The sequence below is a fragment of the Pedobacter nyackensis genome (assembly GCF_900176505.1).
GTDB classification, from domain to species: domain Bacteria; phylum Bacteroidota; class Bacteroidia; order Sphingobacteriales; family Sphingobacteriaceae; genus Pedobacter; species Pedobacter nyackensis.
Genome location: NZ_FWYB01000002.1, coordinates 894,713 through 908,899, shown reverse-complemented (window position 1 = coordinate 908,899; position 14,187 = coordinate 894,713). Strand labels below are relative to the sequence as shown.

Genomic DNA, 14,187 nt, shown 5'->3' with positions numbered 1-14,187 from the left:
GAGGGTGTAAAATAAACTGTGTCAAAATAGTTAATTGTTAACTTAGAGACACAGTTTATAAAATGAGAAAAGATGAGCAGCTCGATTATGAGCAAATGAAGCAAAAGGCCCTTGAGCAATTGCGTTCGGGCAAATCCTTGTACGGTAAGGACGGAGCTTTTGCTCCCTTACTAAAAAGCTTTTTAGACTCGGCATTAGAAGCGGAACTTGAAAGCCATTTAGATTCTGAGGAACGCCTTTCAGGCAACCGTAAAAACGGCAAGACCAGTAAAGAAGTACGTACTTCCTCCGGTACCATTACCATCGACACCCCAAGAGATCGGAGCTCTACCTTTGAGCCTGAGTTGATTCGCAAACGCGAGACTATTCTTGCAGAAAGTCTGGAGACTAAAATCATTGGTATGTATGGGCTTGGAATGAGCCTTAGGGATATTTCCAAACACATAAAGGATATGTACGATACAGATATCAGTCACAGCACTTTATCAGCCATTACAGACAAAATTATTCCAGAAGTAAAGGAATGGCAATCCCGTCCATTGGAGGATCTCTATACTATTGTATGGCTGGATGCGATGCATTACAAAGTCAAAGAGGATCATCGCATGATCTCACATGCAGTTTACAATATAATCGGCATAGATCGCCACGGTTATAAGACCCTTTTAGGAATGTATGTTTCTCAAAATGAAGGCGCCAATTTTTGGCTATCGGTGCTCACTGATTTACAGAACAGAGGGGTAAAAGATATTCTGATTGCCTGTATTGACAACCTGAATGGGTTTCCTGCTGCTATCAATACCGTATTTCCACAAACGGAAATCCAGACCTGCGTAGTACATCAGATCCGCAACAGCTTGAAATATGTAGCTTCAAAAGACCAAAAAGCATTTATGACCGATCTGAAGCCTGTTTATAAAGCTGATACACTTGAACAGGCAGAACTCAGATTGGATGATCTGGAGGCTAAATGGGGTAAGAAATATGAAAAAGTGATTGAATCCTGGAGGAATAATTGGTCAAAATTAACCAGCTATTTTCGATATGATGCTGCTGTACGCAGATTGATTTACACCACCAACACCATTGAAGGATTCCACCGACAGGTACGAAAGGTGACTAAAACAAAAGGAGCATTTACTTCTGATATGGCACTACTAAAACTAATTTACCTGGCACATAATAACATTAGCCAGAAGTGGACAATGCCATTGAGTAATTGGGGTATCACTGCGCAAAAACTTGCCATTTGGTTTCCTGATCGGATGGTATTAGATTTGAACTAAAATGAACAAGGCAGTAACTCTAATGAATCACCGCCTTGACACAGTTTATTTTACATACCCGAAGTAGTAGCCTTCAGATAGCCCAGGTATTCCTCGCTACTGATCATCTCTGCACCTAAGCTCATTAAATGATCATTAGGCAGCTGACAGTCGATGATGCTATATTTCTTGCGCTGACAAAGCGAAATCAGTGCGTACTTAGAAGCATTACTTACTTTACTAAACATACTTTCTCCGCAAAACACATCATTGACCTGAACCCCATATAAACCACCTACCAGGTGACTGTCCTGCCAGACTTCCACGCTATGTGCGTATCCACATTTGTGTAATTCTATGTAAGCCTCCTGCATGTGCCCGGTGATCCAGGTGCCGTCCTGATCTCTTCTACCTATTTTAGCGCAATTTTCTATCACTTCCTTAAAGGATTGATCGTAAGTAACAGAAAAAGCATTCCGTTGCAACAGCTTCGACATACTCTTGCTAATGAAAACATGCTCAGGGAAAATTACGCAGCGCTCAAGAGGCGCATACCAGCATATAGGATCATCCTCACTAAACCAGGGAAAAATACCATTATTATACGCCAGAATCAATCTTTCTGGCCTTAGATCGCCTCCTATGGCCAATAACCCATCAGAATCCGCTAATGCCGGATTTGGGAAGACAATCTCATTATCGTCTAACTTAAAAACCATTTACAATATTACACACTAAAAATATCAAAATCTAATCTATCAGGCCAATTTGCTTTGAGTGACACATAGCCTCTTCATTATGGTTAAACAAACAAGTCCTGATTCCATGCAAAGTCTCCACCTCTTTCAGTAAAATACCCGCTTCGGCTGCTTTGTCCGGACGAGCATTTCTGATATATATGGCCTCAATTTTTCCAGGATACTTATTGGCAATACGGGTATAAATGGTAGGATCTTTTTGCGAATTGTCGCCTATCAGCACAAACTTTTGATTCGGAAATGCATCCAAAATACGCATTACACGCATCAATTTACCTTCATGCCCAGTCCTCCCTGTTTTTATAAGATCTCCCCACCTTTTAATCTGGTTCAGTAAAAACGCCCCTTCAGGCAGTTTGTTATGTCTGAAAGTTTCCAGGAGGTAATCATACAGGTTCCATTCACTACTCGAAACATAAAAAAAAGGGTTGGGCTGAAACTCATCAGTATTAGCGCCTGCAAGTAAATTATAGAACTTCCGCGCATCAGCAAACGTTTTTCGTGTCCGGGGATTTTTGATAAAAAGCTCCCTTAACCGTCTGACAATAGTAGCCGAATGTGAAACGATTACCGTATCATCAATATCAGATATAAACCCATATTGAGTAATATGAGGTACATAAACCAACCCTTCACCGGCACTCATAACCTCCGATTTATCATTCAAGGCTTCAACTTTTACCTTATGCCAGCCAGCCGACACCTCTTTTTCTGCCTTCCACTCAAATTTAAAAAAACCATCATACTCCGTATGCCCAAGAACAGTCTGGCCATTAAATAGCAACCTGACTTTCACGAAAGGATACGGCTTAAGCACAAACAGTTTTAAAAGATGCAGCACATTCACAAAAAGGTTATTGCTGTATACCTGTTTAACTTTAGCTTTAAAACGGAACACATGTCCATATACAACTAAATTATGTGTGTGCCCATAACCATGATATAATTTAACGCTGACAGATTTATTCATCACTATTTAAAACAGACTAGCACAGCGGTTGTTTTGCTTTTACATGAGGAAAGAAAAGAGTTCGAATTTAAAACTGCTGTTTATTATAAATCCTGGCTCCGGAAACAGGAAAATAAATTTAAAAGAAGCAATTGTAACCTATTTTGAAGATAAAAAATATCCATTTGAAACACACGAACTTCAGAAAGATTGTTCGGTAGAAAAGCTCAAAGACATCATCCAAAAATCGAATGCTACAAGAGTAATTGCCGTTGGGGGTGATGGCACATTAAAGCTTGTTGCCGAATGCTTGCTGGGAACAGATAAACCTATCGGAATCATTCCCGCTGGCTCGGCAAATGGCATGGCCAAAGAGTTAGGAATACCACTTGACATTCAGCAAGCACTTCATGTAACTATAAATGGCACGCCGAAAAAGATTCATGCAGTTATGATCAATGAAGAATTGTGCATACACCTGGCCGATATTGGCTTTAACGCCTATATTGTTAAAGAGTTTGGTGACCTGCCAGGACGAGGCATGCTTGGTTATGCAAAGGCCGCATGGAAAGCATTGTGGACTCACAATAAAATGGATGTAGAATTTAAAATCGAAAATAACCGCATCCGTTCACAGGCAGCGATGGTGGTTATAGCCAACGCAACCATGTATGGCACAGGTGTAAAAATCAATCCGGAAGGAAAGCTTGATGACGACCTTTTCGAGATCATCCTTGTAAAGAACTATTCAACGCTGGAAATCCTGAAGATCTGGGCTACCAAACTGCCTTTTAACCCGAAAAACATAGAATCCTTTCAAACGAGCAGTCTGGAAATTAAAACGAAACGCAAAGCACATTTCCAGGTAGACGGAGAATATATTGGCAAGGTAAACATGCTAAGAGCGCACATCATTCCTGAGGCCATCCATATCATCGTATAATAGACTATTTGCAATATTTCCCGAGCATTTCATCTGCCAGCGTTGAGCCCATATGCTTCACAAAAAGAAAATCCTCACAGGCGCCCTGTTTATCCTTTTGTTTAAGCTTCCTCAAGCCATCCTTTATCCGCTCACTGAAATACTCGTCGTCATAACCTAGCTCGTCTTTTAACTGAACAAACCGGGCTTCTTCCTCTTTTTTATAAGTCCCCTTTTCTTTGTTCCTGTAAAAATTCAGAATGGAATTGGTAAGCCCTTCATTGGTTCTGTAAGCCATAATTGCGCTCTGTATCTCCTGAGGGTTTTTACCCTCACAATTATAGCCGGATAGGCTAAACTTCATTGGAGCAATGAGGGATACTGTTGTATCTTGATTTTTAGGTACAATCCATTTGCCACTACTCAATCTGATCAGCCTAAGGGCTTCATCATCCAGATCAGTACCTATGCCGGAGCTAATTTTCGAATAATAGACTTCGCCGGTTTTATTCAGCTTAAAGCTGATAACGACTGTACCCTGAATACAGTTATGCAGGGAGTACCGGGGGTAAATGCTATTTGCTGTAACAAAAGTCTCCAGCCCACCCTTTATTACAGGCTGAGCCTTTAAGCAAAATGCAGATAGAACAAAAAATGCCAAAAGTATTCTCGTCATACCCTAATTTACGCATTTTTATCCAGAATAAGGAGGGAAATTACTCCTCCTCAGTACCGTTTTCTTTACGTTCTTTAGAGATCTTATCGAACAGCTTATCCATGTGTTCAACATACTCATTCGTATCATCTACAAAGAAAGTTAATGTAGGAATCACACGAGCCTGGTGACGAATTCTCGCACCTAACTTATACCTGATCTCACTAGCATGTGAATTTACTTCAGCTACTGATAAAGTGGTATTATTTGTATTTAAAAAGCTTAAATAGACCTTAGCAACCCCTAAATCCGGAGAAACGCGCACCTTAGTGATAGTAACCAATGTATTTGGCAAATATGCCGCTCCTTCACGCTGAAATATAGCAGCTAACTCTTCTTGTATAATCCCGGCAAATTTCTGTTGACGTTTACTTTCCATAATGGTTCCTTTCTTCAATTAAAATAACAACTTATCATAAGGATAGCGCTCCGTGTGTAAAGCGATAACTTTATCGTATAATAATTGTTTAAATTCTTCTAAATTCTCTTTGTGCAGTGCTGAAATAAATATTGCAGGAGCATTCTCTGATCCCATCCAGCTTCTTTTAAAATCTTCAAGCGTAAGCACTACCGGCTCCTCTTCTTCATGATCAGGCTCAGGACTCACATAAGCATCAATTTTATTGAATACCATGATCGTTTCCTTATCTCTTGCTCCAAGGTCTTTCAACGTCTCATTTACCACATTAATCTGATCTTCAAAACTAGTATGTGAAACGTCAACAACATGAATCAGGATATCAGCCTCACGCACCTCATCAAGCGTAGATTTAAAACACTCTACCAGATGATGTGGCAATTTCCGGATAAAACCTACAGTATCAGACAATAAGAATGGCAAATTCTCTATCACCACCTTACGAACTGTAGTATCCAATGTAGCAAACAGCTTATTCTCAGCAAATACCTCTGATTTGGAAAGCATGTTCATGATGGTTGATTTCCCAACGTTGGTATAACCTACCAATGCAACGCGAATGAGTTGTCCACGGTTTTTACGCTGTGTCTCATTCTGCTTATCAATCAGTTTCAACCGGCTTTTCAAGAGGGCTATCTTTTCAAGAATCATCCTTCTATCACTTTCAATCTGCGTTTCACCAGGGCCACGCATCCCAATACCACCTTTCTGACGCTCCAAGTGAGTCCACAAACGCGTTAAGCGCGGCAATAAATATTGCAGCTGAGCCAATTCTACCTGCGTTTTAGCCTGAGCAGTCTGGGCCCTTCCGGCAAAAATATCAAGGATCAGGTTACTACGATCCAATACCTTTACCTGCAGCACTCTTTCTATATTTCTTAGTTGTGATGGTGAAAGTTCATCATCGAAAACAACCATATCAATCTCTTCAGACTTAACGTAAGCCTCTATTTCTTCCAGTTTTCCGGTACCTACAAAGGTGGCACGATCCGGTTTAAGCATTTTTTGGGTAAATTCACGCTCAACCAAACCACCGGCAGTATCAACCAAAAAAGCAAGCTCATCCAGATATTCTCTGGTTTCCTCAGGCTTTTCACCGGGCCTGATCACACCAACAAGCACTGCCCGTTCCTGTTTAACCGCTGTATCGTAATATTTCTGTTTTCCCATGTAAAGTACAAAGATACAAAAGTTATACCGAGATCAATTGCTTTGAAAACTCTTCCATTGCCTGCCCCGGATTAGGTGTTTTCATAAAATTCTCGCCAATCAAGAAGCCATTAAAGCCCGCAGCCCTTAGCTCATTAATGGTTTGAGGTGCACTAATGGCACTTTCCGAGATCTTCATAAACTCATCAGGTATCTGATTTACCAGATCAAAAGAGGTTTGAATATTTACTGTAAAATCGGCCAGATTACGGTTATTTACGCCAATCGCATCCAAATCTTTACAAATACTACGCTGCAATTCTTCCAGATTATGGACTTCAAGCAACACATTTAAGCCAAGGCTCTTTGCCAATGAAGAGAAGTTTTTGATCTCTGCAGGTGTCAAAATAGCAGCAATCAGCAAAATGATGTCAGCACCTAAGGCTTTTGCCTCAAGAATCTGATATTCATCAATCATAAAATCCTTTCTCAAAACCGGAATTTCATTCACTGCTCTTGCCGCCAGCAAATCATTGTTATGCCCACCAAAAAAATCTACATCTGTAAGCACAGATAATGCTGACGCACCTGCCGCAACGTAAGCCCGTGTTACATCTTCCACTGTTACCTGGTCGTTAATCACTCCCTTTGAAGGAGATCTACGCTTAAACTCGGCAATGATACCAGTCCTTTTTTCATCCAGTAAAAAATCCTTAAACACGTATGGATTACGGTTAAAATGCAGACCGGCTTCCAGTTGCTTCACCGAAACGGACTGTTTAGCCAATGCTACTTCCTCCTTTTTACGCAATACAATTTTATCTAAAATATTCATATCTAGCTTTCTAACCAGTTTTTCATCATCTCTTTTCCATACTCAGTAAGCACACTTTCCGGGTGAAACTGAACGCCACGCACATCAAAATCATTATGCCTTAAAGCCATAATCTCTGCAGCCGCATCGATTGCTGTTACCGTTAAGCAATCAGGCAAGCCTTCGTTGTTCACTACCCAGGAGTGGTAACGACCTACATTTATAATCGTTGGACAACCCTGAAATAGCAATTCCTCCTTATCCACTACCGTAATAGGTGTTGCAATACCATGCATTGGCCTGCCTAAATTTAACAAACTTCCACCAAAAGCCTGCGCAATGGCTTGTTGCCCAAGGCAAACACCAAATATGCTTTTAGTAGGCGCATAAGTTTTTATTACATCCAGCAATAAACCTGCTTCCTCCGGGATCCCCGGTCCAGGTGATAAAATAATTTGATCAAACTGATCTACATCAGCCAGATCAAACTTATCATTCCTCCAGACTTCCACATCCCTACCCAATTCATTCACCAGGTGGACTAAATTATAGGTGAATGAATCGTAGTTATCAATAACCAATACTTTCTTTTGTATGCTCTTGTCCATTTTCTTAAATATCTGTAGCCATTTGTATTGCTTTGCGCAGGGCTGCAATCTTATTATTTACTTCGTTCAGTTCATTTACTGCAACAGAATCGGCCACAATGCCTGCCCCTGCCCTGTAATGCAACTGGTTATTTTTACTCATAAAGGTCCTGATCATGATGGCATGATTAAACTGGTCATTAAAGCCCATATAACCTATCGCACCAGCGTAAAAGTTACGACCTAAGCCCTCGTATTCATCAATCAGCTGCATTGCCCTGTATTTAGGGGCTCCACTTAGCGTACCCGCCGGATACGTATCTGCAACAACTTTAAACGCCGATACATCAGGCTGAAGGTTACCACTAACTTTCGAAACCAGGTGAATCAAATGAGAATAGTACTGCACCTCTTTAAACGACTTCACCTCAACACCGGTACAATGTCTGCTCAGATCATTCCTGGCCAGATCCACCAACATCACGTGCTCAGCGCTTTCTTTAGGATCTTGCTCCAGCTTTTTTGCCAGCTCTGCATCCTCTTCATCATTCCCTGTCCGCTTAAAAGTACCTGCAATCGGGAAAATATTAGCCACATTATCTTTTATCGTAATCTGTGCTTCAGGTGAAGAGCCAAAAAGCTTAAAGCTGCCGTAATCAAAATAAAACAGGTAAGGCGATGGATTGATAGACCTTAAGCAGCGGTAAACATTAAATTCATCACCCAAAAAGCCTTGATTATAAGCTCTTGAAGGGACAATCTGGAATACATCGCCTCGCAAAATGTGTTTCTTCATTTTCTCTACGATCTCCATAAAGCCCTCATTGCTCAGGTTCGATTCCTCTTCACCATCTATTTTAAAGCTATATTCAGGGAAATTCTTGTTCTGAATAATGTACTCCAGTTTTTCCAGATCCTCATTATCATCTCCATTGAAGGTATTTTTAAACAGCGTGATCTCATTTTTAAAGTGATCAATAGCAATAATGTACCTGTAAATATGATATTGCATAACCGGGATCTCCTGATCCTTTGGTGTAACTGCACTAAACTTGATATCTTCAAAATGCTGTACTGCATTCCAGGTAAAATACCCGAACAAACCACTCGAAATGTATCTGGTATCTTCTATTACACCTGGTTTAAAAGCTGCTTTAAAAGCATCAATCTCTTCAGCCAATACAAAATCTTTCTTCTCTTCTTTCTGGCCGTCGGGGAAGTAGGTTGACAATACGCCATCCTGTAATAAAATGCCTGCTACCGGATCGGCACAAACATAACTTACTGAGTTTGAGCGACTATGATAGTCGGAACTTTCCAGCAAGATGGTATTAGGAAACACATCCCTTAACCGCAGATAGATACTCACCGGAGTGGTTGTATCTGCCAATCTTTTCTTGTAAGCTGTGTTGATGATGTAGTTAGTCTTCATGTTAACTGGTATATGCTAATAAATCTTTTAATACACGCGGAAAAAAATTTTAAAACAAAAAACCCGACGTGTGGTCTACGTCGGGTTTTTCAATGTGGTTTGGTTTAGGTTGATAAACTATAAGGTACACAAAGCTACGACTAGACTCTTTTGGGGAGTACTACGCCATTGCCATGTATGAATATTGTTAATCATATATCACAAAAATATAAATAAAACTTACAAAGCAAAATTATTTTTGTAATTTTTATGAGATACCAAAGAATGAACGGGTCGGATCGACCATTGTCATCTGTATAATTGATGCTATAATAACGATTAATGCAAGTCCGAAATAAAGCGCTACAGCCTTATGTTTCGCCGCCGGATCATCACCCTTTTTCGACCGTGCATTACCCACAGTAACCAAAATGGCTGCAAATATCATCATTCCAATGTGCTCCATCTTCCAGTACCTGATGCCTGCTTCAACAAGCGGACTCAAGAAATACAACACCAATCCGATCAAGATCTGAGTGTGTACAAATATTAAAGTGAAAAGATTTACTTTTCTGTTTCCTTCTGTGTATGGTTTTTTACCGAGCCATCCAGACAGCGCCTGAATAATTGCTAATACCAATAAAATTAAAACCAGGTAACGCCAACCTGAATGTGCGCTTTTTAAAATCTGATACATAAAATTTTTTCTTTCAAACTTAGCTAATTACTTTTTGATTAGTATAAAAGGCAATTACTAATTGATATTTAAAATCATTACAAATTAAAGAATCCGTTCAGTATTAAATAAGATTAAAATTACCCCAAGTTATAAATAAATTCGGCCTGGCTGGCGAGAACTGCCTTCAAAATTGCCGGTAATCCCCCCACTCTTCCTCACAATTCAATCTTAAATTTGTTACATCTATAACATTAATTCTAATATCATGGAAAAACTACAATTCAACATCGATATCGATGCGCCGAGAGAAAAGGTATGGGAAACACTTTGGAACGATAAAACCTATCGGCAATGGACATCTGCATTCAGTGAAAATTCGAGCGCAGAGACAGATTGGAAAAAAGGAAGTAAAATCCTATTCCTTGACGGGACTGGCCAGGGCATGGTTTCGAAAGTTGCCGAAAGTGTACCTAATGAATTTATGTCAATCGAACATTTAGGCATGCTTAAAGATGGCGTTGAAGATCTCGATAGTGATGAGGTAAAAGCCTGGGCAGGAGCACATGAGAATTACACCTTAAAAGATGCTAATGGCACGACCCAATTATTGATAGAGTCGGACATCACTGAAGAATACAAAGAGATGATGGCCAACATGTGGCCGAAAGCATTGAATAAATTAAAGGAACTGGCCGAGCAATAGGCCAAAAACAAAAAAAGAGTAATCTCATCCAAGATTACTCGTTTTTAACTAACTTATTATTCATAAAAAAACTGGCTGTTGGGGAAGGAGTCGAACCTTCAAGGGGTAGTTAGCTACAGTTCAAAAATTAATTTGTGGTCAACCCATAAACTGCGTTTATCCATTTATCCCCACCACCGAGACAAGAAGGTGTGTCTGCCAATTTCACCACCCAACATTATTTAAAAGTACTAAAATTAATTAAGTAGTAAGATTTTGGTTTAGGTTGATTTTAATCTTACTACTTAATAGCTGTAGGGGAAGGAGTCGAACCTTCAAGGAGTAGTTAGCCCTTACGGGTTTTCCATTTTCTCCACCACCGAGACAAGGAGGTGCGTCTGCCAATTTCACCACCCTACAGAGTATAAGCAAATGTTAAAGAACTATTTTTTGTTACTTGCTTGATACAAATGTAACAACAACCTCATTATGTTACAAATATTTTAATCATTTAATTTTATTTTTACCAAATTAATAATTATATTTGATTATCGTTGACAAATATCAAAATCATGCTTAAAAAAGAAAGCCAAAATTTAGAAATTGATAACCTGGATATCGACATCTTAAAACAATTGATGCACGACGCCACGAAGCCTTATACTGAAATTGCAAAAGATCTGATCGTTTCTGGTGGAACCATACATGTTCGGATGAAAAAACTACAGGAAATGGGCATCATTAGGGGCTCCCATTTAATCATTGATCCGCAAAAAGCAGGTTATGACGTTACGGCCTTTTTAGGTATTTATTTAGAAAAAGGAATTCAATACAAGGACGCTGTAGAGCAGTTAAGCAAAATCAAAGAGGTTGTTGAATTGCATTACACTACAGGAGCCTATAGTATGTTCGCCAAAATCATTTGTAGAGATACGAGTCACCTTCGACATGTGTTGAATGAGGAAATACAAGCGGTACCGGGAATACAGCGCACAGAAACGCTAATTTCACTGGAAGAGAGTATCAAAAGACAGATTGAGTTGTAGCTCGATCTGTCTTTTTTAAAACTAGACGCCAAGTTCCTTATCCAGATACTCAGAAACCTTCTCTACAGCATCGCCAATCGTACCGCTTAAAATCGTAATAAACGAGCCGGCCTTTGCGGTAGCAATAAGGTATTTCAAACAATCATCACCACTGTTGTTAATCATCACCTCCAAATCAGGCTTAACCTCAGCAATCCCTTCCATCAACAGATCTATCAGATCCTGCGGAACTCGTCCACGAAGGTATTTTTCCTGACAAATGATGATCTTATCAAACATCCGGGCAGAAATACGTCCGGTTTCCCGAATATCTTCATCTCTTCTATCGCCAGTTGCAGAAATTACACCAATATGTTCAGTTGCCTCAATAGATTTCAAATAGGCCTTAATGCCATTATAACCATTGGAATTATGCGCAAAATCAACCAGGATCTTAAATTCTTTAAAATTAAAAGTATTCATCCTGCCAGGCGTTTGGGCTGCTGATGGGATAAATGTTTCGAGCGACATGCGAATATCTTCAATCTTATATCCCCATAAAAAAGTAGCCAATGTAGCCGCCAACACATTCTGGATCATAAAATCTACGCTACCGCCAAAGGTTAATGGAATATGCGTTACCTTTTCTACCCTTATTTTCCAGTCGCCCTTTTTAATCGTTATGTAACCATTCTCATAAACTGCAGCTATCCCTCCTTTTTTACTGTGCTCTGCAATAACCGGATTATTTTCATCCATGCTAAAATACGCCACATTACAATCGGCATTACCCGCAATTTTTACACAGTATTTATTGTCTGCATTCAATACAGCCCATCCTGTTCTTTTAACCGCACCAATAATTACCGCCTTCACCCTGGTCAGGTCGTCCAGCGTATGAATATCTGAAATCCCCAGATGATCCTCCTGTATATTCGTTACCACACCGATATCGCAGTGATTAAAGCCCAAACCAGCCCTTAAAATACCCCCACGGGCAGTTTCCAGCACAGCAAATTCCACTGTAGGATCCCGCAATATAAACTCAGCACTAACAGGACCGGTTGTATCACCCTTCATCAGCATTGTATTCTGCACATAAATACCGTCAGAAGTCGTAAAACCGACTCTTGTACCATTACTCTTCACAATATGAGCGATCAGCCTTGTTGTAGTCGTTTTTCCATTGGTGCCTGTAACAGCAACAATAGGAATCCTTGCCGATTTCCCAGGAGGATAAAGCATATCAATTACCGGAGCAGCAACATTTCTTGGCAAGCCTTCACTTGGGGCAAGGTGCATCCTGAATCCCGGTGCCGCATTTACTTCCAGTACCACGCCACCATTCTCAGGTAAAGGCTGGGTAAGGTTTTCAGCCATGATGTCTATTCCGCAAATATCCAAACCAATAACTCTTGAAATGCGTTCGCAGATAAAAACATTCTGCGGATGCACAAGATCTGTTACATCTATGGATGTACCACCCGTACTCAGGTTAGCCGTAGATTTCAGATAAACAACTTCGCCCTTCTGCGGAACACTCTCCAGGGTATACCCCATCTTTTCCAGCAGATCCAAAGTATCTCTGTCTATACCAATTTCTGTTAATACATTCTCATGCCCATACCCCCTTCTTGGGTCTTCATTCTCTTTATCAATCAGTTCCTGTATCGTTTGCTGTCCATTACCTTTTACATGAGCAGGAACACGCAGAGCAGCAGCCACCATTTTATGATCAATGACCAAAACCCTAAAATCATAGCCCGTAATGAAGCGTTCAATGATGATTTTCCGCGAGTAGTTCTTTGCATACTCAAAAGCCGCCATCGCTGCTTCATCGTTTAGTACGTTAATAGAGGCTCCTTTACCATGATTACCATCCAGCGGTTTAAACACCAATGGATAACCTAGCTTTTTTATCGCATCCGGTAAATCAGCCACATCCGAAATGGTTACGCCTTTGGCCACAGGAATTGCAGAATCCTGCAAAATCCTTTTGGTCTCATCTTTATTGCAAGCAATATCAACTGCGATACTATTAGTCCGCTCGGTCATTGTTGCCCGAAAGCGAACCTGATTTTTACCATAGCCCAACTGTACCAGCGAACTTTTATTTAACCTGATCCATGGAATATCCCTTGAAATAGCCTCATCTACGATAGAACCGGTGCTTGGGCCAAAACGCTCAATCTCCCTCAGTTCACGCATGCGCTGTATATCAACCTCCATGTCGTACTCCTGATCATTGATCAGTGCTTCAGCAATTCTAACAGCCGCTTCCGCAGCGTATGCCCCAGCCTTTTCCTCTATGTAGCTAAATACAACATTATATATCCCTTCTGTCTTGGTTTGCCTGGTCCTTCCAAAACCAGTTTCCATACCAGCCAGCGTCTGGATTTCAAGCGCAATGTGCTCAATCACGTGGCCCATCCAGGTACCTTCTTCAATGCGAGCCAGAAAGCCCCCTGGTACTCCTTTAGAGCAACGATGGGTATATAAACTGGGCAGCAACTTAGCGATCCGCTCACCAAAACCTTCTATTACATTTGTTGGACGTTGCTCCATCTCTTCAAGATCCAGACGCATCTGAATCAGTTTCTTTCTTCTAATTGACCAAATATTCGGTCCGCGAAGCACCTGTATACCTAAAATGTTCATGCTAAAAATATTATTGTGTGTTGATTGTGACCGTATTACAGGAATAGTGTAGAAGTATCTTGATACGGTCAAATGGGGATATTAAAGTATACATATTTTTCTGATTTTATGTTATTCCCGACCAAATTGTTGGTATCTATTTTTTCAGCCAAAAT

General features: G+C 40.3%; 14 protein-coding genes and 2 tRNA genes. 4 read left to right on the top strand and 12 right to left on the bottom strand.

Annotated elements, in window-relative coordinates:
• Positions 1-62 precede the first annotated feature (62 nt).
• On the top strand, positions 63-1,286 hold the full coding sequence (locus tag B9A18_RS08200; protein ID WP_084288746.1) for an IS256 family transposase: 1,224 nt from the start codon (positions 63-65) through the stop codon (positions 1,284-1,286).
• A 50-nt stretch (positions 1,287-1,336) separates the two neighbouring features.
• Here the strand turns inward: B9A18_RS08200 and aat are convergent, their stop codons facing one another.
• A complete protein-coding gene (aat, locus tag B9A18_RS08195) occupies positions 1,337-1,984 on the bottom strand; it encodes a leucyl/phenylalanyl-tRNA--protein transferase (protein WP_084288745.1) in 648 nt (215 codons plus the stop codon).
• A 31-nt stretch (positions 1,985-2,015) separates the two neighbouring features.
• Positions 2,016-2,993 carry an App1 family protein gene (locus B9A18_RS08190; protein ID WP_084288744.1) on the bottom strand — a complete coding sequence of 326 codons (978 nt, stop codon included), beginning with the start codon at positions 2,991-2,993 and terminating at the stop codon, positions 2,016-2,018.
• A gap of 43 nt (positions 2,994-3,036) precedes the next feature.
• On the opposite strand from B9A18_RS08190, the gene B9A18_RS08185 reads away from it, so the two are divergent.
• On the top strand, positions 3,037-3,915 hold the full coding sequence (locus B9A18_RS08185; RefSeq protein ID WP_084288743.1) for a diacylglycerol/lipid kinase family protein: 879 nt from the start codon (positions 3,037-3,039) through the stop codon (positions 3,913-3,915).
• A 4-nt stretch (positions 3,916-3,919) separates the two neighbouring features.
• Here B9A18_RS08185 and B9A18_RS08180 read toward each other — a convergent pair whose 3' ends face one another.
• From B9A18_RS08180 to B9A18_RS08150, 7 genes are all read right to left on the bottom strand, one after another.
• A complete protein-coding gene (locus B9A18_RS08180) occupies positions 3,920-4,570 on the bottom strand; it encodes a TonB family protein (protein WP_084288742.1) in 651 nt (216 codons plus the stop codon).
• Positions 4,571-4,610: 40 nt separating this feature from the next.
• Positions 4,611-4,988, bottom strand: a complete 378-nt coding sequence (rbfA, locus tag B9A18_RS08175) for a 30S ribosome-binding factor RbfA (protein ID WP_084288802.1) — start codon at positions 4,986-4,988, stop codon at positions 4,611-4,613.
• 18 nt (positions 4,989-5,006) lie between these two features.
• A complete protein-coding gene (gene hflX, locus B9A18_RS08170; protein ID WP_084288741.1) occupies positions 5,007-6,197 on the bottom strand; it encodes a GTPase HflX in 1,191 nt (396 codons plus the stop codon).
• A gap of 22 nt (positions 6,198-6,219) precedes the next feature.
• Positions 6,220-7,011 carry an indole-3-glycerol phosphate synthase TrpC gene (trpC, locus tag B9A18_RS08165; protein ID WP_084288740.1) on the bottom strand — a complete coding sequence of 264 codons (792 nt, stop codon included), beginning with the start codon at positions 7,009-7,011 and terminating at the stop codon, positions 6,220-6,222.
• 2 nt (positions 7,012-7,013) lie between these two features.
• Complete coding sequence (locus tag B9A18_RS08160) at positions 7,014-7,598, bottom strand: anthranilate synthase component II (protein WP_084288739.1); 585 nt, start codon at positions 7,596-7,598, stop codon at positions 7,014-7,016.
• A 4-nt stretch (positions 7,599-7,602) separates the two neighbouring features.
• Positions 7,603-9,009, bottom strand: a complete 1,407-nt coding sequence (locus B9A18_RS08155) for an anthranilate synthase component I family protein (RefSeq protein WP_084288738.1) — start codon at positions 9,007-9,009, stop codon at positions 7,603-7,605.
• Between the two features lie 247 nt (positions 9,010-9,256).
• Complete coding sequence (locus B9A18_RS08150) at positions 9,257-9,685, bottom strand: cytochrome B (RefSeq protein ID WP_084288737.1); 429 nt, start codon at positions 9,683-9,685, stop codon at positions 9,257-9,259.
• Between the two features lie 247 nt (positions 9,686-9,932).
• Between B9A18_RS08150 and B9A18_RS08145 the strand changes: the two genes are divergently transcribed.
• The gene (locus B9A18_RS08145) at positions 9,933-10,370 is read left to right on the top strand and encodes an SRPBCC family protein (RefSeq protein ID WP_084288736.1); all 438 of its coding nucleotides are present in this window, start codon (positions 9,933-9,935) and stop codon (positions 10,368-10,370) included.
• 72 nt (positions 10,371-10,442) lie between these two features.
• On the opposite strand, the gene B9A18_RS25155 is transcribed toward B9A18_RS08145, so the two are convergent.
• Together B9A18_RS25155 and B9A18_RS25150 are read right to left on the bottom strand one after the other, a co-directional pair.
• Positions 10,443-10,587, bottom strand: a tRNA-Asp gene (locus B9A18_RS25155).
• A 74-nt stretch (positions 10,588-10,661) separates the two neighbouring features.
• Positions 10,662-10,769 (bottom strand) — tRNA-Asp (locus tag B9A18_RS25150).
• A 152-nt stretch (positions 10,770-10,921) separates the two neighbouring features.
• On the opposite strand from B9A18_RS25150, the gene B9A18_RS08140 reads away from it, so the two are divergent.
• Positions 10,922-11,395: an Lrp/AsnC ligand binding domain-containing protein gene (locus B9A18_RS08140; protein WP_084288735.1), complete on the top strand. Its 474-nt coding sequence runs from the start codon at positions 10,922-10,924 to the stop codon at positions 11,393-11,395.
• Positions 11,396-11,416: 21 nt separating this feature from the next.
• On the opposite strand, the gene cphA is transcribed toward B9A18_RS08140, so the two are convergent.
• Positions 11,417-14,032: a cyanophycin synthetase gene (gene cphA, locus B9A18_RS08135; protein WP_084288734.1), complete on the bottom strand. Its 2,616-nt coding sequence runs from the start codon at positions 14,030-14,032 to the stop codon at positions 11,417-11,419.
• Positions 14,033-14,187 lie beyond the last annotated feature (155 nt).

Bases quoted from the DNA above. Each gene is read 5' to 3' on its own strand.
- B9A18_RS08185 (WP_084288743.1), top strand. From the start codon at position 3,037: ATGAGGAAAGAAAAGAGTTCGAATTTAAAACTGCTGTTTATTATAAAT.
- aat (WP_084288745.1), bottom strand. From the start codon at position 1,984: ATGGTTTTTAAGTTAGACGATAATGAGATTGTCTTCCCAAATCCGGCA.
- B9A18_RS08155 (WP_084288738.1), bottom strand. From the start codon at position 9,009: ATGAAGACTAACTACATCATCAACACAGCTTACAAGAAAAGATTGGCA.
- B9A18_RS08160 (WP_084288739.1), bottom strand. From the start codon at position 7,598: ATGGACAAGAGCATACAAAAGAAAGTATTGGTTATTGATAACTACGAT.
- B9A18_RS08140 (WP_084288735.1), top strand. From the start codon at position 10,922: ATGCTTAAAAAAGAAAGCCAAAATTTAGAAATTGATAACCTGGATATC.
- B9A18_RS08145 (WP_084288736.1), top strand. From the start codon at position 9,933: ATGGAAAAACTACAATTCAACATCGATATCGATGCGCCGAGAGAAAAG.
- rbfA (WP_084288802.1), bottom strand. From the start codon at position 4,988: ATGGAAAGTAAACGTCAACAGAAATTTGCCGGGATTATACAAGAAGAG.
- cphA (WP_084288734.1), bottom strand. From the start codon at position 14,032: ATGAACATTTTAGGTATACAGGTGCTTCGCGGACCGAATATTTGGTCA.
- hflX (WP_084288741.1), bottom strand. From the start codon at position 6,197: ATGGGAAAACAGAAATATTACGATACAGCGGTTAAACAGGAACGGGCA.
- B9A18_RS08180 (WP_084288742.1), bottom strand. From the start codon at position 4,570: ATGACGAGAATACTTTTGGCATTTTTTGTTCTATCTGCATTTTGCTTA.
- trpC (WP_084288740.1), bottom strand. From the start codon at position 7,011: ATGAATATTTTAGATAAAATTGTATTGCGTAAAAAGGAGGAAGTAGCA.
- B9A18_RS08190 (WP_084288744.1), bottom strand. From the start codon at position 2,993: ATGAATAAATCTGTCAGCGTTAAATTATATCATGGTTATGGGCACACA.
- B9A18_RS08200 (WP_084288746.1), top strand. From the start codon at position 63: ATGAGAAAAGATGAGCAGCTCGATTATGAGCAAATGAAGCAAAAGGCC.
- B9A18_RS08150 (WP_084288737.1), bottom strand. From the start codon at position 9,685: ATGTATCAGATTTTAAAAAGCGCACATTCAGGTTGGCGTTACCTGGTT.